This is a genomic window from Moorena sp. SIO1G6 (assembly GCF_010672795.1).
GTDB lineage: Bacteria > Cyanobacteriota > Cyanobacteriia > Cyanobacteriales > Coleofasciculaceae > Moorena > Moorena producens.
In genome coordinates this window covers 190354-209402 of record NZ_JAAHFZ010000003.1, presented here as the reverse complement: position 1 = coordinate 209402, position 19049 = coordinate 190354, and the positions used below count along the sequence as shown (strand labels likewise).

The window sequence follows — 19049 nt, the reverse complement described above, 5'->3', positions numbered from 1 at the left end:
TATTATATGCTTGCTTGCCAAATTATTCCCTAGTTATTTATCCAGCTTTTACAAAGCATCTAGCTTTTTATCCAGCTTTTACCCAACAAACCTGATTTGTTGACAGTTGACGGTTTACAGTCAACGGTTGAGTTAACCATTTTGATTAAAGCTGTCAAACTAGAGGTAGCGATTTTGCCTGTGAGTGCTATGACCGTTGCCAAGAATTCAGAAGCCACTGCGGAAGTCAATGTAATGGCTGAGTCAGAAAGTATTATCATTCCACCATGTGATTTATGGAGTGATGAACCCCCCTTGGAAAGCGATCGCCATCGAGATCAAATTGAGCTGTTACTCGCTTGCCTGAAGTGGTGGTGGCGAGAACGAAGCGACTTCTATGCTACAGGGAATCTCACTATCTATTTCAGTCCTGAGCATATTACCACCAGAGACTTTAGAGGACCTGACTTTTTTGTGGTACTCGGTACGGAAAATCGACCCCGCAAAAGTTGGGTAGTATGGGCAGAACAAGGAAAATATCCCAATGTGATTATTGAACTGCTCTCTAACAGTACAGCTAAAGTTGACAAGGGATTAAAGAAAATTCTCTACCAAGATACTTTCAGGACACCAGAATATTTCTGGTTTCACCCCGATACCCTCGATTTCCAGGGATTTCGCCTGATGGGAGGCCAGTATCAACCCCTCGACCCTAATACTCAGGGGTGGCTGTGGAGTCAGCAGTTGGAATTATTTTTAGGTGTGCATAATTCCCAGCTACGGTTTTTCAGTGGAGATCAGCAATTGGTACCAACACCAGACGAGAGAGCTCAAGCTGCTCAACAACAAGCTCAAGCTGAACGGCAACAAAGAGAATTGGCAGAAAAGCGGGTAGAGGAATTGCTAGCTAGACTCAAAGAGTTAGGTGATGAGTCAGATGCTTGATTCTCGCCATTGCTCCAACGGGCATTGGTCAACTAACTAGAAAACTAGGTAAATCCATGATCAGCTGATCGAGTGATTAGGGGGTTAATTACTAATTTTCAATTTTTAATTGATACTTTTTCATTGAAATTAATGCGAAAAGCGCTATAATAATTAGCCAATAAAGTATTGGGGAAAGACAATCATGCCTCCTTCTCCTTTTCCAGGAATGGATCCCTATGTAGAGCATCCCAGCGCTTGGCCGAATGTTCATCATCGACTAATTACTGCAATTGCCGACTCCCTGGCTCCCCAACTGCTTCCCAAATATCAAGTTTTGATTGAAGAGCGAATCTATCAAACTATAGGAACAGATTCAGTCCTAGTTGGCATTCCCGATGCAGTAGTAAAACTAACTCAGACAACACCCAATCCCACACAAACCAATCCCACAAAAACGAATGTTGCTGTCGCCTCAGCGCCAAGTAAGCCAACAACAGTTATTTTACCAATTCCTGAAAAAGTTAGGCAAGGACATTTAGAGATACGGGATATCGCCACAAGTAACCTGGTGACAGCGCTTGAAGTTCTTTCACCGACGAATAAACGCTCAGGAGAAGGACGCAAGCAGTATGAAAGAAAGCGTCAAACTATATTAGGAAGTTCAACCCATTTAGTGGAAATTGATTTATTGCGTCAGTGGGAACCTATGCCTACCTTAAGTAATGGCATTCAGAGCCATTATCGAATTCTGGTCAGTCAAAATCATCGCCGCCCTCAAGCTGATTTATATGCCTTTAATTTGCCAGATTCGATTCCTACTTTTCCACTCCCTTTGCAAGCAGAAGATACTGAACCCCTTGTCAATTTACAAGAGTTATTTAATGGAGTGTATGACCGCTCAGGGTATAGCTTTGTTATTGATTATACTCGCGAACCAGTACCCCTGTTATCAGAAGGCGATGCAGCTTGGGCTGATGGGTTGTTACGGGAAAAGGGACTGAGGTGATTGTTGATTATCAGCTGATTAATCCTCAAGCCAATTTTCATATAAGCGATCGGTAAGCATATGCGCTACGCGCACGCTACTTGAGGTGCCCTCAGCGGTCAGCCGTCAGCTTATTTTATAGCGGTTTTCCATTGAGTTAGGTACAGATTCATGGGTTTTAGGGAACAGCGGATCACAGGAACAGGCAACAGAGAAGACGGAAGACGGAAGTTGGAAGTGGGGAAAAATCCTGTTCACCTTATAGTTATGAAAAACGCTGTATTCAAAAGCAGCGATTGCACTACGCGCACCCTGCGCGAACAGTACCTTGGCCACAGGCCTTTGGCTGTTCGCGTAGCGTGCGCGTAGCGCTAATCGCTGATAGCTGATAGCTGATAGCTGATAGCTGATAGCTGATAGCTGATAGCTGATAGCTGATAGCTGAATGCTTACGTGATAAGTATAGTTTTTTATAGTTTCTATTCAACAATTATCAAGGATCCACCCAGCGACCATCAGCTTTAATTAAATTAATCAATTCCTGTACTCCTTTATCTTCAGGTACCTTTTTAATTTCCTGCTTACCGCGATACAGAGAAATATAGCCAGCTTGCTTACCTACATAACCATAGTCAGCATCAGCCATTTCCCCAGGACCATTAACAATACACCCCATCACCGCAATATCTAAGCCAGTCAGGTGTTTAGTAGCTTCCCGAACCTTATTGAGCACTTCCTCTAAATTAAATAGAGTACGACCACAGGACGGACAAGCCACATACTCCACCATAGTTTTCCGCAATCCCAGAGCTTGCAGAATACTGTAGCAAACAGGAATCTCTTTTTCTGGGGCTTCCGTAAGAGAGACACGAATCGTATCACCAATCCCCTCAGCTAGCAGAGTAGCAATACCAGCAGTAGACTTAATCCGTCCATATTCCCCATCCCCGGCTTCAGTAACACCTAAATGCAACGGGTAATCCATCCCCAACTGATTCATCCGCCTTACCATTAAGCGATAGGCGGCTAGCATCACAGGTACCCGTGAAGCCTTGAGGGAGATCACCAAATTGCGGAAATCGAGGGATTCACAGATACGAATAAATTCCAGAGCAGATTCCACCATCCCTTCTGGGGTATCACCGTAGGTAAACAGCATCCGTTCCGCTAGGGAACCGTGATTGACTCCGATGCGCATAGCTTTCCCTTGGTCACGGAGGGAAATGACTAGGGGTTCTAGGGTTTCCCGAATTTTTTCCCCAATTTCCTCAAATTCAGCTTCAGTGTATTCACTGCGATTGGCTTTGGGCTTTTCAAATACATACAATCCTGGATTAATCCGCACCTTATCCACATGCTTGGCAACTTCCAGAGCAATTTTCATGCCATTGTGATGGACATCAGCTACTAGAGGCACCGATTGATAGGTCGCTGCTAGTTTCTCTTTGATTTCGGCTAGGGCTTTAGCATGTGCCATACTCGGAACAGTGACACGGACAATCTCGCAACCAATCTCGTGCAAGCGGCGAATAGCAGCAACGGAACCATTGATATCTAAGGTATCTTCATTAATCATCGATTGCACCACCACCGGGTATCCCCCGCCAATAGTGACATTAGCCACTCTGACAGGGCGGGTTTGACGGCGGTGGATAGTAGTATCGAAAGCTGGTAATGTAGCAGCCCTTTGAGGTGTGCTTAGAGTTTGCATAACCTGTTAGTTGCTTTGGCTTAGCGAAAATAGTAGGTTTTTGTATTTATTCTCTTAGGTTCCCATAGAATCAGGCGCTTTTGGCTTAGGGGTGAGAGTTTTCTACTCAGGAAAGTCGGTAATCACCCATTTAGGGGGTTGAGATAGTTTCTTGAGCCGTGCTTCCTCACGGTGCGCGTTCACGCTTAGCTTTGAAAAAGCGCGGGGTCGCACCGCTGCCAACTCTAACATTTTGTCCAATGAAGTACCGTTAATGAACTGGGATGCCTCAGCAAGGTATTGTTTATTGGGGCATTTGTTACCTAAGATACAACCGTTGATGCAGTCTTGGGCACAATTTACATTAACTTCCACAGTACTCTCAGAGATGGTTATAGCTAGTAATGACCACCCGGGCAAATTACATTCCTCATTGGCTAAAGTCATTGCTCTCAATTTTACGTTTTTCAGGAGTCGCTTGTTTGTCTCAACTTGCTGTTCAAATTCAATTCTCTATATAATCAACTAAAGCTTTTTAATGAAATCAATTCAAATGCTAAAAGAGGTTATTGGAGTTTTCACTATGCGTCTTATTTATTAGTTCCTCAATATCTTGAGCATAAAAATCCCATAGAACAGCGAAAAATTGCTATAGATATAGCCAATCAATTAAAATACCAATTTACATTTGATATAGCTAGGTATACAGTTCACTATAATTCCCCTATCTTAAAACATGAAGACACTTATAATCCGACAAATATAGGAAACGAAGTTATTGATATTTTTTTAAAAAATTAATCTAAACAGCTATGGTGTAATTACAATTACCAAGCCCGTATTTTTGTCAAGCAAATTAAAAATTTAAATTATAGAGACTTTAAGCAAAGTCTGAAAAAATATTTATTAATTTACGTACATAATCATAAATCCTTAGCCATAGTAAATAGTAAAATTTATCAAAAAATCGATCAACTCTACATTGACTATAACCAATCAACTATAACCCTCGACTTAATTCTGCGCACCTTCAGAAGATTAGTGGAGCTTTTTACGACTGAAGATAGTCAGGAACCATCTCCTCTATTTATTTTACTAACAACTCAATAATACGCGCTCACTATTGTTAGTATTTTGCTCAAAATTGTTTTAATTTGTAAGTACGTCAAAGCACATCTAGACGTTTGTATTGCTCAAATAATTTGCTATTACGAAAACTCTCCAGAGCAATAGTGTTAGTGGTTGAAAAATTTTTGGGAATTTTTCAATATTGTTCTAGGGATTTACACTCAAAATATTGAATATAATCTAATTAAAATCGGATAAGATGATCAGCCAGATAATCCGAGGGTTATTTCTTCGGATAGCTATAGAGTATTTCCCCAATTAAAAGGGTCTGACCTGCGTGGTACTAATCTTAGTGGTGCCGATTTACGTAATACGAAATTAAGGGCTGCTGACCTGCGTGGTGCTAATCTTAGTGGTGCCAATTTAAGTCAGGCTGACTTAAGCCTTGCCAAACTCAGTGGCGCTAACTTAAGCGGTGCTAATCTTAGTGGTGTCAAGTTAATCACAGCTGACCTGAATAGTGCTGATTTGAGTAGTACCAACCTAGGCGGTGCTGATTTACGTCGTACTAATCTACAGCAAGCAAATCTCAGCAATGCCAGTTTGAAGGAGACTAATCTGCTTCATGCTGACTTACAAAATGCTGATTTGAGCGATGCTAACCTAAGTGGTGCTACTCTGCAAAATGCCAAACTCAGTGGGGTAAACCTTAGTGGTGCTAACCTTAATCGAGCTGACTTACGCCATACTAAGCTCAATCATGCCAACCTCAGCGGTGCCAAGTTGAAGCAAGCTAACTTGAACAACGCTAACCTGTGTCAAGCCAACCTCTGTCAAGCCAAGCTAAACCATAGCAATCTCAATCACGTAAACTTAGATAGTGCTAACCTTACTCAGGCTCACCTGCGTGCTGCTTCTCTGAATTATGCCAGCTTAAGGAAGACTAACCTTAGCTATGCTCAATTAAGTCATGCTCAGTTGAGTTATGGAGACCTCAGTGGTAGTGAACTCAGTTATGCTCAACTGCGTCACGTCGATCTGACTAATGCTGACTTGAGTCAGACAAATTTGATGGGTACTAACCTATTTGGTAGTAATCTTCAGAAAGCCAATGTCCAAGGTGCTAAATTTTGGTACAACGCAGTTTTGCCTGATAAAATTCAACCTGAGCTAGAACAGCGAGGAGCTATATTTATTGTTAATGGTTAATTGTTATTTAATTTTTAATGGTTAATTGACGAACAACTAAGAATGATAAAGTTTTCTAAGCAGTCAGCTATCATTCTTAAGCAGTCAGCTGAATGTTTAGGAATGATAAGTATTCAATCGGACACAATGCTACAGTGAAAGTGTCTGATATTAATGAACCTGCTTTTGCGTTGTTGCTGCCATGAGTAATTCTGCTTCCGTAAACACCAGTAACTTTTGGGACTTTGATTTTACAGCCCCTCAACCGACACAGGATACAGATTTGCTTAGGCAGCTGAATTTCGTTCCAGGGTTAAAAGACATTCTCATGGTGCGTCAGGTTCATGCTCTAGAACACGCTACTGTCTGGGTTCTAAGTCAGCGCTATGGTGCTAGTGGTGCTGGTGCAACCCCTAGCACTCCTCCATCAGATAATAATGCGATAGGAGGACTATCAACTGACCAAGGATTTTATCTCTATGGTCAGGTAAATTTGGCTGAGTTGAGACGAGCAGTACCCACTGCCCTAGAGCGACTGACTAGGGGAGAATGGAATATGGCTATCCACCCCCGCTGCGGCACGAATCTCTCAGTAGCAGTGTTTTTAGGTGCTGGACTAGGGTTGGCAGTTCATCTGTTACTGCCGCGAGGACCGATTGAACAACTGTTGGGTCTTGGCTTTGCAGGGGTGGCTGCTACTCAACTAACACCTGATTTGGGGAACTTAGCGCAACGATACTTAACTACTGCCATTCCTTTTAACCTGGCGATTGTAGACATTAGGGAAACATCTGATATCTGGGGACGTCCAGCCCATTTTGTCCAGATGCGATGGATTGACTAAGCTTCAATTGTGATTTGTCTTTGGTTAGATGAGTCCAAGAGAACCGACCGACTTATACCAATTCTTAAAATTAAGACTACAAATGGAGATGGAGATGGGGAGATGAGGAGATTTTGATTAATGGTGATTATCCGAACATGAAATAAGATGCAAGCTTTAGATGCAAGCTTGGCCAGAAAAAAAAATCCCAAATTCAGACGTTATATGTAACATATATAACGTCTGAACTTTCTTGATTTATCCTGGCTAGGAGAACATTAACTGTTTCGAGAAAGGGAAGCTTTTCCAGTAGCACGTAAGCTGACTGCTGATAGCTGTTCGCGCAGCGTGCGCGTAGCGCATAAGCTTACGGTTATTAAACTCTAGCGCCACAGTTGTGAAAAGACTGAGCTCAGTTTTTGAGTCAATCCCAAGCTCTGGGATTGACTAGCTTCTTGAACCCCCGGTTCATCCTCTGGTGAATTGCCAGGGGAAATATAGCCTGCAGGAACCACCAGCAACGTAATCCCGTGTCGGCCCACCACAGTCACTTGCTCATCAGGCACAAGGGTAACTTGGGAATCATGATCACATAACCGGGCGGGCCAGTATGTGGCTTTAAATTTGACTCGCCCAGGCTTGGTCGGGGTAATGGTACGTTCTACCTTGCCGACGCCTGGTTGTGGAAATAGGATGGAATCAGGAGCCTGTACATTAATCATGTGTGTTCACCTCGTTTGACTGATTATGTTATTCTGTTCAGCCTGCTTGGTACAAAACGTTTTAACCAGGTAAAATCTGGCAACGTAGGCTGAATGTGAAATTTTTTTGCCTTAAGTGGCGATTAACCCGTGCCATAGATAGGGTTTCAGTCAACAGAGCATCGGTATTCTCCAGTGATATAGGTATTTTTAGCTTCAACAGAAAATTCCGATCTTCCTGAAAACTAGCCTTAAATTCGGCAACGGAAACGTTTATTGGTTAAAGATTAGATACACTTCCCGGCATTCAACGAATGACACAAGGAACCATTCTTCCTAAGGAGAGTAAACACTTCAGGATTAGGTAAGTTAGAGAATTAGAAACATTTTGTTAAAATCCACATCCTTTAAAAGTTTGGTAAGTGCACTACTGTATCAAGGTACTGTCCTTAAAACCCTGGAATAGGACAAATGCGTTCACTGATACACCCTGAAACGATTGAATAACGCTTTCAACCTAAACATGACCTAGAGTGATTATTTAAGGCTCAACCTAGATACAAGACCGCAGACGCAACTGACAAGCTGTAGATACATTTAAGACTCAGTAGATGCACTATGTATTCTTATTCTACGTGTGTATCGAAGAATCTGCCACCCTAGAGTAAAAGATTTTCAGACTACAACAGACAATTGTTACTATAGGCAACTTCCTCCAGGAATAATACCAGATTTTCTTGAAAAATGTCACTTATCTGTTGGAGGCGGGAAACAAGCTGAAAAATTTCCAATCCCCAAGTTTACTATAAGTTTACATCTTTTACAGAAAATTGGTATAACAATACACAATTCATCATTTTCCCCTGACATCAAAACTATTAAATTATGCCAACTGTTAGTTTAATTCATGCTGATTCCTATAATCCACAACTCTTACGAGCTTCCTTGGAAAGGCTGCTAGAACCTTTGGGAGGGATGAGTGCTTTTGTTAAGAAAGGTAATTCGGTTCTGCTTAAACCTAATTTACTTACTGCTGGTCGTCCTGGTAAAGAATGTATCACTCGCCCTGAAATTGTTTACTGCGTGGCTCAACTAGTCAAAGAAGCTGGGGGTAAACCCTTTTTCGGAGATAGCCCAGCCTTTGGGAGTGCTAGGGGTGTGGCTAAGGCGAATGGCTATCTGCCAATGATGACAGAACTTGATATCCCTATGGTGGAATTCCACGGCAAGGGTTATGAAACTGCTAGCGAAACCTTTAATCATCTGCGTTTGTCTAAAGAGGCCATGAATGCCGATGTGGTGATTAACCTACCGAAGGTAAAATCCCACATGCAGTTGACCTTGACCATGGGGGTCAAGAATTTATTCGGCTGTGTTCCGGGAAAAATGAAAGCCTGGTGGCATATGGAAGCGGGTAAGGATGAGACGCGCTTTGGGGAAATGCTGGTGGAAACAGCACGGGCGATTAATCCGGAGTTGACTATCATTGATGGCATTATTGGTCAGGAAGGGAATGGTCCGATTGGTGGTGAACCGAGACATTTGGGGATCTTAGGAGCATCAGAGGATGTCTTTGCTCTCGATCGCTCAATAGTGGAAATTCTCAATGTTGAGCCAGCCCTGGTTCCTACCCTGGCAGCTCAAAAACGGCTGGGGTTGTTGCCAGACTTAGCAGAGATTGACTTTCCTTACCATCGACCTCTAGAAATCCAAGTGAGGGATTGGAAACTACCTGATACTATGAAACCGATTGATTTTGGTATGCCTCGAGTAATTAGGTCTACCTTTAAGCATTTATATATCCGGCTTATCAAAGAGCCAATTAATGCTTATGGTAAAAGCTAGACAATCAGGGGTATTTGGTAAAATTTGCTACAACAGGATCCTAGATTAACCAAGTAACCTAGAGTTACCCTCCGATTGCTTAACCATGCCGCCCTATTATTGCTAGCGGCGGTTTTTTATTGATTAGTAATTAGTCATGGGTGAATACCAGAAAACTTGTTACTGGCCACAAAGCACTAATTACTAATCACTAATCACTAATCACTAATCACTAAGCTGGTCATGGGTGAATACCAGAAAACTTGTTACTGGCCACAAAGGACTAATTACTAATCACTAAGCTGGTGATTGGTGAATACCAGAAGACATAGTCCGACTTTGTATAATTAATTACTCTCTAGCTCCACTATTGGTCAAGTCCAGCAAACAGTGATAGAGTTCTTCGTTACTTTTAAGAGACCGAAGGTGACATTGAAAAAGTCAAACAGCCTGATGGGTCTAGGTTTGAGGAAGTAGCGATTAGCCCGAAGGGCTACGCTACGCGATCGCAGCCATCTATACATTGAGCACTCAGCTAATGCCCTAGGCGCACGCTACGCGAACAGTCATCAGCACTCAGCCTCTACAGCTAATACCGGACAAGCTGAAGCCTGTGGGTCAAACGCTTCAGCAGTCAGGAGTCAGGAGTCGGGAGTCTACTTAACCTACACGCAAACTACTATAACTACAGGGTGGTGGATGATTTGGTGTTACCCAAAGGATTTACCTAGGACGTGATAGCCCCTTGGGAAGATCCAGTGAGCGATTCCCGATTTGGTTACAATAATGACTATCTCTCGTTTATCTAAATTGGTGAGGACTCTGGCTACCTCACCTTTAATTGTGAATACATCAGTGCTTTCCCCTGAATGCAAAGTTATCAGAAGGTGTTAGGGCAATCCCTGCCTTTTGAGGAGGTAAAAGCAGCATTGAAGACAGCAGCAAAGAAGGGGATGAATGCTTTATAGTTGCCGGATAGTGACCCAATCAAAGGTAAAATTTGGCTTCTTTGTAAAGAAGCATTAACTGACCAGGGGATGGGGGTGATTTCCCTAGGTATCTAGGAGAGTTTCCGTCCGCCAAAACCAGAGCCTGCAAAATATGATCCCATTTGCGTTGAAGCAGCACCCATTAACATAGAAGTGTCAAAACTTGGTAAACTAACACCTTTGGAGAGCCATGTCAGAGCTTACACTCTCTAAAACTATAGAGTCAATGGCAGTGGCAGCGCCACCCACTCAGGCCGACCTTCCCTGTGACGATGATATACCAATGGAAACCGCACGGCACAAAGCCCAAATGGATCTGCTCATTTATACCCTATCGCCTTGGCTAGATAATAGGTCGGATGGCTATGTCGGTGGTAATATGTTTGTTTACTACAGCGTTGCCCAACTCAAAAATAAGGACTATAAAGGACCAGATTTCTTTGTTGCTCTAGATGTACCCAAGGGAGAGCGTCGAAGCTGGGTGATTTGGGAGGAGGAAAAGGCTCCTGACGTGATTATCGAACTTTTGTCGGCAAGCACTGCTGAGCGTGACAAAAACGAGAAAAAGCAGATTTATCAAAATCAGATGCGTGTGCCAGAGTATTTCTGGTTTGATCCTTTCAATCCAGATGATTGGGCTGGATTTCATCTCCAAAATAGAGTTTACCAACCGATAGAACCTAATCAGCAAAACCAACTGGTATCTGAAGCATTAGGTTTGAGCTTGGTGCGTTGGCATGGTGATTATAACGGCATCGAAGCAACTTGGTTACGCTGGGCAAATTTAGATGGGGAGTTACTGCCCACTTCTGAGGAAAAAGCTGAGCAAGAACAACAAAGAGCCGATCAAGAACAACAAAGAGCCGATCAAGAACAACAAAGAGCTGAACAAGAACAACAAAGAGCTGAACAAGAACGGCAAAGAGCTGAACAAGAACAACAAAGAGCCGATCAAGAACAACAAAGAGCCGATCAAGAACAACAAAGGGCTGATCAAGCGGAGTCTCAGTTGCAGCAGGTGGCGCAGAGCTTGTTAGAGCAAGGGATGACGGTGGAGCAGGTGGCCAATCGAACAGGTCTGTCTGAATCTCAGGTGGCAGAATTTGGTAACTAAAAGGAGGGTTTTTCTGGTTTTCTTTTCCCTTGGTGGGTGGGCGCACGCCCTGCCCCCCTACGGTGGTACTTTGATTGAGCTGAGGGTCTAATTATATCCCCTTCATGGGATTGGCCTACGGCCACGCTACGCGAACGCATGACTTGCTTTAGTAAAAATGTACCAAATAAGAGAAAATTAAGAGACAATCCGATCAGTGTTGGCAATCGAGATATGCGATGCTAAGTATTGAGCCGCTAAGCGAACGCATTAACACTGCTGTCTATTGTGTTGGAATCGATAACCAAGATCCAAATTAAAGCTGAGGGCTGATAGCACCTCAAGTAGCACCATCTGTAGCGCATTAGCTGACAGCTGAATGCTCACCATCGTGAGACAATAGACCATTAGTTAAGAAAATGACTTCAGTGACACCTCAACCTGCCAAACATAAAAAAGCGAGAGCCTTAAAACCAAGTAGCCGACGCCCTGCCAAGGAACTGTGTAGCGAGTGTGGACTTTGTGATACATACTATATCCATTATGTCAAGGAAGCTTGTGCATTCTTAAACCAGCAAATAGCTGACTTGGAAACAAAAGCCCATGGACGTAGTCGCAATCTAGATCATCCAGATGATTGGTACTTTGGTGTTAACCAGAAGATGCTCACGGCTAAGAAGATTAAGCCGATAGAAGGGGCGCAGTGGACAGGAATTGTCAGTACCATTGCTATGGAAATGCTCAAGCAGGGTAAAGTTGAAGGTGTAGTCTGTGTCCAAAACACTGAAGAAGACCGCTTTCAGCCGATGCCGATCATTGCTCGTACCCCAGAGGAGGTGTTAGCAGCACGGGTGAATAAGCCTACCTTGTCTCCTAACCTCTCTGTGTTAGAGCAAGTGGAACAATCAGGGATGAAGCGATTATTAGTAATTGGTGTTGGCTGCCAAATCCAAGCATTGCGATCAGTGCAAAACGAACTCGGTTTAGAAAAACTCTATGTTTTAGGTACGCCCTGTGTCGATAATGTCAACCGTGAGGGGTTGCAAAAATTTCTGGAAACCACCAGCCGTTCACCAGAAACGGTGGTACATTACGAGTTTATGCAGGATTTCCGGATTCACTTTAAACATGAGGATGGCTCGATTGAGAAAGTACCTTTCTTTGGCTTAAAGACTAATCAACTCAAAGATGTGTTTGCCTCCTCTTGTATGAGTTGTTTTGATTATGTAAACTCCCTAGCGGATTTAGTGGTAGGTTACATGGGAGCACCCTTTGGTTGGCAGTGGATTCTGGTTCGTAATGACATTGGGCAAGAAATGTTGGATTTGGTGCAAGACCAGTTGGAAACTCAACCAGTCATGTCAAAAGGCGATCGCAAACAGGCAGTGCAACAGAGTATTCCTGCCTATGACAAGGGAGTTACCTTACCGATGTGGGCAGCAAAAATGATGGGAGTGGTGATAGAAAAAATTGGTCCGAAAGGATTGGAGTATGCTCGTTTTTCCATTGACTCCCACTTCACCCGCAACTATTTATATTTAAAGCGCAATCATCCACAAAAGTTAGAGGCACATGTGCCAGAGTATGCCAAGCGGATTGTAGAACAGTACAAGTTGCCAGACTAAAAACTGAGGGATTGGTGCGCTTCGGTAGGGTAAGCGATCGCGTGCCTTCCAACTCAGCTACTGTCGAGGGAAATTATAGGTATTTCAGTTCTGAATTAAGATCCCATTAATGAGTCTTTCGGGTCTCCTGGTGATGCCCCTATTTCTTCAGTCCATTGAGAGAGTTGAGTGGTTTCTGATTTAGGAATAATCACCGACTCTATACTCTCCCCATCATCCAGTCGTTTAGCCACTTCTAGAATTGTATCTGCGATCACTACCGGAATCCTTACTGCTTTCGTTTGACCCAGATTCCACTTCGGCTTGCGACCACTATTTTCTCGATAACCACCACGGGGCATAACTTTACCTCACCTCTGAATCTGAAATAGTACGTTTTCCTTATATTCTACAATCTTAGATTAATTAAATAGCTAGAGCTTGTAAAACTTAACTAGTGAGTGATTTTTATACAAAACCTGCTAATTGTAATTTTTTTGGTCTATTTCGTACTTTTTATAAAATAAACCATGAAATTCCAGCAAATGAGGTGTGCTAACCGGAAACTCCCAAAATTTCTGAAGTCGGTTTAACTGATATCTTGCACCATTGTTAGTAGCCGTAGGCTAGAAAGAAACTTGAGTCCACTTAGGTGGACTTGGTTCGTTTAGGCCAAGGCTTTAGCCTGAGAGCCTAGATTCCGGACTTGACGAATAGTTTATATATCGATTACCAAAAATTACCCTAAAAGAAACCGGGTTTGTTACCTAGATTAAGGGATATCATAGTCTGTTATTCTTTCCTCTGCTGTAGCTGATCTCCCTATCTCCCCATGACCTGATCTGATCACCGGATCACTTTTCTTGCCAGACTTTTAGCCAATTAGTTAGTGCTTGGGGCATTTCTGGATCTAGCGGTCGTTTCATAGCAGTAACAAAATCCTCATCTGGGTCACCTAATCTTCTGAAGCTGTGATCCAATCCAGGAAAAATATGAGTTGTCACATTCCTATTACCAGCATCGATAAGTGCTTGCTGCATTTGTTGAGCTTCTTCTGGAGGTGTATTGTGATCCAAGGCACCATGTAAAATCAGTACTGGGCATTTGACCTTGTCCACAAATAAATAGGGAGGATTCTCAAAATGCTCTTGACCCAGGGGTAGGTAATAATTAAAAGACCAATCTTCATCTCCGATGCGAAAGAACTCTTCACCCCTTTTTGCGCTAGCAACAATTTCATCAATCTGTTTGTATATCCAGTAAATCAATGGCATATTTTCTTTAAAATTTTTGATAGTTGTACTATCTAACTTTTCAAAGGCTTCGGCTTGCCATTTGAGTATCAATTCCAGGTTGTTATAAATGCCCCCTTGCCAAACAAAAAACTTAATGTCTGGGTCAGAAGCTGCTAAAATCAAAGCAATTACAGCCCCTTCACTTTGACCAAGAACTCCGATTCTACTGCTGTCAATCTCAGGAATACTCCGCATCCATTGCAATGCTATCCGAGCATCATCTACCAAGTCAAATAGTCCAGTAGTATTAAAATTTCCTTCGCTTTGACCACATCCTCGCTTATCGTATCTAAATGTCGCTATCCCGATTTCCTCAAGAATTCTAGCTTCATCCCGGAACAGGTTTCGCTCTGGTAATGGTGTAGGGAACCAATCGGTTTTTGAATTATCTAGATTTCCGTCTCTTGTCTGAGGAAAAGACCCTCCAATGAATAGGCAAGCGGAGGGGTTTTCCACACCTTCTGGTAGGGTAAGTGTTCCATAAATCCTTGCACCCTTGGATTCAAAGAATTCTTGTCTTTCCATTTTCAAAAAATCCTGATCACTCTAACTATCATTATTGGTAGCAGGAATAAAGTAAATTGGGATTATTCATTTACCGGTCGAATAGGAACTTGAACTTCACTGCGCTTTAGGGGTTCCGGAACAAAGGGAGAATCATAAAAAAAGCGACGGGGTGTACCAACGACTGTATACTCCGAGTGTTGGGCTAACCATTCCTTCAACTGCTCAATACTCTGTTGGTAGCTGATATAACTATAGGTACCTTTCATGCCAAGGCTGACTACGGTCATTGGTGGTATGTCTTCTACGCTAATATTTTCTTCAATCTGCTCAGGATTGATATTACGGCGGTGATATAGAAATGATACATAAGCCTCACCAACCTGAGCAAAGGAACCTCCCTGGCTAGTTTCCAGGGTACTGATCGGATAACGAGTCTCTACCGGAGCAGTCATGGAAATATCGTTAGAGCTAATATGGCGGTACAGGGTGCCAAAAGCACGATTAGCTGCCTCAGACAGTTCCCCAGAGTAGGGTACTGTGGCAGCGCGATAGGCAGGGTAGTGTTTGATTTCGATTTTGCCAGCTGGGGTAGGAGGTGGAAACCCTTCTGGTAAGGGAGCAGAGGCAGCACTGAACACTCTCCATCCCAGTAAGACAATTGCCAGTAAGCCTACAGGCAAGAGAAATTTGGATAGCTTCATCAGGGAGTAAAATTAACTAACAGTGAAAGGTAAGCATTCAGCGTGTCGCGTATCAGCGTGTCGCGTATCAGCTTTGTGGCACAGGCTTCGACGCTGTGACGTAACGAATGCTTACGATCAATATTAGTTTCATATAGCGTTTGTATTTAAGATGTAAACTTAGGAGGTCTTTTTTTATGTAAGCATTCAGCTAATGCGCTACGCGCACGCTACTTGAGGTGCGGTCAGCGGTCAGCTAATCAACGGGAGGTAGCAAACAAGCTTACGGTTCTAGTACGGCTGGTTGAAAATCCCTGCTCGTTAGCACCTTAAGTAGTGGGCGTTGCTGAATAGGGAATGAATAGGAGTGGGGTGCGCATCATGCCTGCCCCCAAATATCAGGAACGGGCAAGATGCCCATTCCACAGGTGCGACCCGTGGCGAATTTAATAATTAGATGCGGAAAGCGCACCTAAAAACTCTTCAAATCATTCCATTATTAAGCAACGCCTAAGTAGTGTGCCCATAGCGCATAACCTGATGGCTGATGGCTGATGGCTGATAGCTGAATGCTTACGCTATAACTAATGAATTACTGGTTGATGAAGTCGGAACCACAAGTCTATAGCATCACTGATCTGGAAAAAGAAGGGAAAACAATTTGGGATGGGGTTCGTAATTACCAAGCTAGAAACTTTCTGCGTGAAATGAAAGAGGGAGACTTAGCTTTTTTTTACCATTCCAACACTAAACCCCCTGGAATTGTGGGCTTAATGGAAATTATTAAAAGTGAAGTCGTTGACCCAACTCAGTTTGACCAAACTAGCCGTTACTATGACCCCAAATCAAGTGTTGAATCTCCTCGGTGGCATACTGTGCTAGTGCAATTTGTCGAGGTTTTTCCCCATTTCCTAGAGCTTTCAACCCTTAAACAGGAATTTAGTGACCAAGAGCTATGGGTTACTAGACGTGGAAATCGACTCTCGGTGATGCCAGTTTCTCAGGCAGTAGCTCAGAAAATTCTAGAGATCAGTCAAGCTACAAACCCAAGTCAAAGGTAATATTTCAGGCAGATGAATGATGGATTAGAATATTTAATGACCCCTATGCTAGAGAATGTCAAGCATGTCAAAAATACTGTAAGATGATCAACTTGTCACGAGCAGTACAATGGCGACGACGCCTACGAGTTTGGGGGTTATTAACTATAGCAATGTTCTTGTGTGGCTGGCTGCTAATTAATACTCTGAGATTGCAGGCAGCAGCATCAGCACCTGTGGATACGTTCTTTGTGCTAGGGGGGAGTATTCGTCGAGAAATCCATGTTGCTGAATTAGCCAAACAGTACCCAGACAAGCGAATTCTGATTTCTCATGGATCCCCAGACCCCTGCATTTGGCTAATTTTTAAGCGGGAGATGGCATCTTCGGAACAGGTTTGGTTAGAAAAGTGTGCCAATTCTACCTTTGGTAACTTTTTCTTTAGTATCCCAATTTTCCAGCGGTGGGGTGTTCGTAAGGTCAAGTTAATTACCTCTGGCACCCATGTACCACGGGCTCAGTGGATGGCGCAAATTCTACTGGGAGCTCATGGGATTTGGGTAGAGACAGATTTGGTGCAAGAGAAAGGTATTCCTGGTAATTCTGAATCCCCTCTCAAAACTGGGATAGACATTGCTCGCAGCTTGGTTTGGGCGCTACTGTCTCAAGTCATTCAACCCCGATGCTCTGATCTAATCCAACTCACGGATGTAGACATAGAGGCTTGGCGTGAGTCAGGTTTCAAGTGTGAGCATCAGGGGGGAGATTTGATCTCTACTGTCAGCCGTGCAAACCAAAAACAGCAAGGTTCGTTGTTGAAGCAAGAATCCCCGTCTCTGAGCGAGCGGGGAGTGTCAACATTAACCCAAAGGTTCAACTGGGTCGTCACTTGACTATGCGCTTCCAGGGAGCAAAGCCATTTTCAACACCTTTAAGACTAGCAGCCAAGCTGGGGTAATGTCGGAGCACAACACTTATGAAAGTGTTCTTTTCAATCCAGTCCAGACCGAATTGAGTATAGATTTCGGCAGTGTAATCCTTGGTAAAGAAGCGATCGCTTTTCAGTCGTCGGGATGCCATCAGGATGAATATCCGAAAGGCGGTATCGCTGAAACCAAATCCCTTAGGAGGATTTTCGGCAAACATACCTATCATTAGGTCTACACTATCGATATCATTGTTGTAAACCTCCCGCAATTCTTTCGCCCATTCTGGCTTCTCAGTGATTTCCTCGAAGGATTTGACTCGATCGCGACCAATTAGTTCCCGGAACTGGTTGTAACGGGGAACCCCTCGCTCCCGATCTCGGAGGATATCTACAGCAGCTAAGTCAAATACTTCACCGTTGTCCCTCACTAGCTGCTGCAATTTCTTTGGATAATTGTAAAGGGTGACAGCACCAGGGTGACTGATTCCAAAGGAGTAGAATAAATCAGCTATATCTACCTGTTCTAGAATGGCACGTGAGCGCTTGCCAGACACTTCAAAAAAGTCTTTTGTCAGCAGCTCTTTACCGTCTTTAACCGAGTAAAACGGGAATTCATCGGGGATGAGGGGATGCATCCGATACACAGAAACGAATTCTTCGGTGAGGTAGAAGGGAGCACCATGGTGGTCAGTGGCTGAGCCGATAATGCCGCTGACTGCTTCACTGTCCCCAAGACGCCCAAAGCGATTTTTGAATTCCTGACCTAATAGACCCCACCAATTAGCTCTCATGGCAACTTGCAAGGCGGGATGCCCCAGGATGCCCGGAGTCCATTCCACAGTATGAATTTTAGCTAGCAAGGCAGCATTAATCAGTCGAGCGTGGTCGAACAGGTCATCATCTGTCCAGTCAGGGTATTGTTTTTTCAGATGATCACAGATAGTGTTGTGCTCTTTGACGAACAGGATATGCAACATGCTTAGTCCTATCCACCAGTTCTCGTCAAAGCCGACAATATCGATTCCGTTCTCTGGGTTGACAGGTAACAAACCGTCATCACCAATGATCATCTTACCATCGACATGGCTACGCACCTTATCGATAGTTTCCTGATAACTGCCATAGATTTGGGAAGCATCCCACCAGTGAGTTTCTCGGTTGATAAAGGTTGGGGGATTGTTGGTATCGTCTTCAGAACGAGTGGGGTCTTTTGGAGTTGTTTCGATTTCCAGAGGTCGATGCTCTTCGGGCCAGGGGTCATCCTGTTCCAGAGGAATCTCGATTTTCTCCTGGGATTCATTATAGCCATGAGAAAACCAATCGTGGGTCTGGAATTGAATCCATGCTGCAGCTGTTAGGTTTAAGGTCGAAGCTGGTACAAATTCATCCCGCGTCAATAACTTCCGACTGATAGTACGGGGATTGGGATTGAGTAAATTCTTTTCGTCGGGGTAGGCGTATTTCAGGGCTACATTGCGTCCAAAGCGGGTGCCAGCCATACCCATTTTAGGATCATTGGGGTCATTAAATGAACCATCTGCTGTGCGAATTTTCAGATGGCGACCATCAGGACTAGGAGTCGGTTCAGGGGGCTCCCCTTTTGTGGGTAATTGGGAAGTATCGTGCAGGTTTTCTTCCCGCATATTATCCCGGAATTTATTTAATTTTAATAGGGCTAGAGGAGTAGGGAACTCATGCCAAGGTTTCTTTGTCATTGTGCTAATTCCT

Annotated in this window: 17 protein-coding genes and 1 pseudogene; 10 read left to right on the top strand and 8 right to left on the bottom strand. The window is 43.6% G+C overall.

What is annotated here, in order from left to right:
• The first annotated feature begins 189 nt into the window (after positions 1-189).
• Together F6K63_RS05195 and F6K63_RS05190 are read left to right on the top strand one after the other, a co-directional pair.
• Positions 190-924, top strand: a complete 735-nt coding sequence (locus F6K63_RS05195; RefSeq protein WP_287311124.1) for a Uma2 family endonuclease — start codon at positions 190-192, stop codon at positions 922-924.
• Between the two features lie 184 nt (positions 925-1108).
• Entirely contained in the window at positions 1109-1912 is an 804-nt protein-coding gene (locus F6K63_RS05190) for a DUF4058 family protein (protein WP_287311106.1), read from the top strand.
• A gap of 280 nt (positions 1913-2192) precedes the next feature.
• Here the strand turns inward: F6K63_RS05190 and F6K63_RS37635 are convergent, their stop codons facing one another.
• The 3 genes from F6K63_RS37635 to F6K63_RS05180 all read right to left on the bottom strand — a co-directional run bounded on the left by F6K63_RS37635 (position 2193) and on the right by F6K63_RS05180 (position 3956).
• Positions 2193-2381 carry a hypothetical protein gene (locus tag F6K63_RS37635; protein ID WP_502708278.1) on the bottom strand — a complete coding sequence of 63 codons (189 nt, stop codon included), beginning with the start codon at positions 2379-2381 and terminating at the stop codon, positions 2193-2195.
• A 3-nt stretch (positions 2382-2384) separates the two neighbouring features.
• Positions 2385-3602, bottom strand: a complete 1218-nt coding sequence (gene ispG, locus F6K63_RS05185) for a (E)-4-hydroxy-3-methylbut-2-enyl-diphosphate synthase (RefSeq protein ID WP_287311104.1) — start codon at positions 3600-3602, stop codon at positions 2385-2387.
• 102 nt (positions 3603-3704) lie between these two features.
• Entirely contained in the window at positions 3705-3956 is a 252-nt protein-coding gene (locus F6K63_RS05180; RefSeq protein WP_287311122.1) for a hypothetical protein, read from the bottom strand.
• 447 nt (positions 3957-4403) lie between these two features.
• Between F6K63_RS05180 and F6K63_RS37630 the strand changes: the two are divergent.
• The 3 genes and pseudogenes from F6K63_RS37630 to F6K63_RS05170 form a co-directional block, all read left to right on the top strand.
• Positions 4404-4814 (top strand): annotated as a pseudogene (locus tag F6K63_RS37630) (Sll1247 family protein); the annotation flags it as partial.
• Positions 4815-4934: 120 nt separating this feature from the next.
• Positions 4935-5858 (top strand): pentapeptide repeat-containing protein, encoded by a 924-nt coding sequence (locus F6K63_RS05175; protein ID WP_287311120.1) that lies wholly within the window; start codon positions 4935-4937, stop codon positions 5856-5858.
• Between the two features lie 181 nt (positions 5859-6039).
• A complete protein-coding gene (locus tag F6K63_RS05170; protein ID WP_008187961.1) occupies positions 6040-6681 on the top strand; it encodes a DUF6391 domain-containing protein in 642 nt (213 codons plus the stop codon).
• Positions 6682-7043: 362 nt separating this feature from the next.
• On the opposite strand, the gene F6K63_RS05165 is transcribed toward F6K63_RS05170, so the two are convergent.
• Positions 7044-7382, bottom strand: a complete 339-nt coding sequence (locus F6K63_RS05165) for an NfeD family protein (RefSeq protein ID WP_287249597.1) — start codon at positions 7380-7382, stop codon at positions 7044-7046.
• An 864-nt stretch (positions 7383-8246) separates the two neighbouring features.
• On the opposite strand from F6K63_RS05165, the gene F6K63_RS05160 reads away from it, so the two are divergent.
• From F6K63_RS05160 to F6K63_RS05150, 3 genes are all read left to right on the top strand, one after another.
• On the top strand, positions 8247-9206 hold the full coding sequence (locus tag F6K63_RS05160; RefSeq protein WP_008187959.1) for an Npun_F2552 family protein: 960 nt from the start codon (positions 8247-8249) through the stop codon (positions 9204-9206).
• Between the two features lie 1158 nt (positions 9207-10364).
• Entirely contained in the window at positions 10365-11288 is a 924-nt protein-coding gene (locus tag F6K63_RS05155) for a Uma2 family endonuclease (protein ID WP_287311102.1), read from the top strand.
• A 398-nt stretch (positions 11289-11686) separates the two neighbouring features.
• Complete coding sequence (locus F6K63_RS05150) at positions 11687-12892, top strand: Coenzyme F420 hydrogenase/dehydrogenase, beta subunit C-terminal domain (protein ID WP_008187956.1); 1206 nt, start codon at positions 11687-11689, stop codon at positions 12890-12892.
• Between the two features lie 95 nt (positions 12893-12987).
• On the opposite strand, the gene F6K63_RS05145 is transcribed toward F6K63_RS05150, so the two are convergent.
• The 3 genes from F6K63_RS05145 to F6K63_RS05135 all read right to left on the bottom strand — a co-directional run bounded on the left by F6K63_RS05145 (position 12988) and on the right by F6K63_RS05135 (position 15374).
• Positions 12988-13233 (bottom strand): hypothetical protein, encoded by a 246-nt coding sequence (locus F6K63_RS05145; protein WP_287311100.1) that lies wholly within the window; start codon positions 13231-13233, stop codon positions 12988-12990.
• Positions 13234-13725: 492 nt separating this feature from the next.
• On the bottom strand, positions 13726-14691 hold the full coding sequence (locus tag F6K63_RS05140) for an alpha/beta hydrolase family protein (RefSeq protein ID WP_287295564.1): 966 nt from the start codon (positions 14689-14691) through the stop codon (positions 13726-13728).
• A gap of 62 nt (positions 14692-14753) precedes the next feature.
• Positions 14754-15374, bottom strand: coding sequence for a heme-binding protein (locus F6K63_RS05135; protein ID WP_287267999.1), 621 nt, complete (start codon positions 15372-15374; stop codon positions 14754-14756).
• Between the two features lie 566 nt (positions 15375-15940).
• Here F6K63_RS05135 and F6K63_RS05130 point away from each other — a divergent pair.
• On the top strand, positions 15941-16414 hold the full coding sequence (locus F6K63_RS05130) for an EVE domain-containing protein (protein ID WP_008187951.1): 474 nt from the start codon (positions 15941-15943) through the stop codon (positions 16412-16414).
• An 83-nt stretch (positions 16415-16497) separates the two neighbouring features.
• Positions 16498-17286: a YdcF family protein gene (locus tag F6K63_RS05125; RefSeq protein ID WP_081431920.1), complete on the top strand. Its 789-nt coding sequence runs from the start codon at positions 16498-16500 to the stop codon at positions 17284-17286.
• On the opposite strand, the gene F6K63_RS05120 is transcribed toward F6K63_RS05125, so the two are convergent.
• Positions 17279-19036: a peroxidase family protein gene (locus F6K63_RS05120; protein WP_287311098.1), complete on the bottom strand. Its 1758-nt coding sequence runs from the start codon at positions 19034-19036 to the stop codon at positions 17279-17281. The genes F6K63_RS05125 and F6K63_RS05120 overlap by 8 nt on opposite strands.
• Between the last annotated feature and the right edge of the window lie 13 nt (positions 19037-19049).

Coding starts and splice junctions, on each gene's coding strand:
- F6K63_RS05150 (WP_008187956.1), top strand. CDS start 11,687: ATGACTTCAGTGACACCTCAACCTGCCAAACATAAAAAAGCGAGAGCC.
- F6K63_RS05160 (WP_008187959.1), top strand. CDS start 8,247: ATGCCAACTGTTAGTTTAATTCATGCTGATTCCTATAATCCACAACTC.
- F6K63_RS05170 (WP_008187961.1), top strand. CDS start 6,040: ATGAGTAATTCTGCTTCCGTAAACACCAGTAACTTTTGGGACTTTGAT.
- F6K63_RS05195 (WP_287311124.1), top strand. CDS start 190: ATGACCGTTGCCAAGAATTCAGAAGCCACTGCGGAAGTCAATGTAATG.
- F6K63_RS05130 (WP_008187951.1), top strand. CDS start 15,941: ATGAATTACTGGTTGATGAAGTCGGAACCACAAGTCTATAGCATCACT.
- F6K63_RS05145 (WP_287311100.1), bottom strand. CDS start 13,233: ATGCCCCGTGGTGGTTATCGAGAAAATAGTGGTCGCAAGCCGAAGTGG.
- F6K63_RS05140 (WP_287295564.1), bottom strand. CDS start 14,691: ATGGAAAGACAAGAATTCTTTGAATCCAAGGGTGCAAGGATTTATGGA.
- F6K63_RS05155 (WP_287311102.1), top strand. CDS start 10,365: ATGTCAGAGCTTACACTCTCTAAAACTATAGAGTCAATGGCAGTGGCA.
- F6K63_RS05190 (WP_287311106.1), top strand. CDS start 1,109: ATGCCTCCTTCTCCTTTTCCAGGAATGGATCCCTATGTAGAGCATCCC.
- F6K63_RS05120 (WP_287311098.1), bottom strand. CDS start 19,036: ATGACAAAGAAACCTTGGCATGAGTTCCCTACTCCTCTAGCCCTATTA.
- F6K63_RS05125 (WP_081431920.1), top strand. CDS start 16,498: ATGATCAACTTGTCACGAGCAGTACAATGGCGACGACGCCTACGAGTT.
- F6K63_RS05165 (WP_287249597.1), bottom strand. CDS start 7,382: ATGATTAATGTACAGGCTCCTGATTCCATCCTATTTCCACAACCAGGC.
- F6K63_RS05135 (WP_287267999.1), bottom strand. CDS start 15,374: ATGAAGCTATCCAAATTTCTCTTGCCTGTAGGCTTACTGGCAATTGTC.
- ispG (WP_287311104.1), bottom strand. CDS start 3,602: ATGCAAACTCTAAGCACACCTCAAAGGGCTGCTACATTACCAGCTTTC.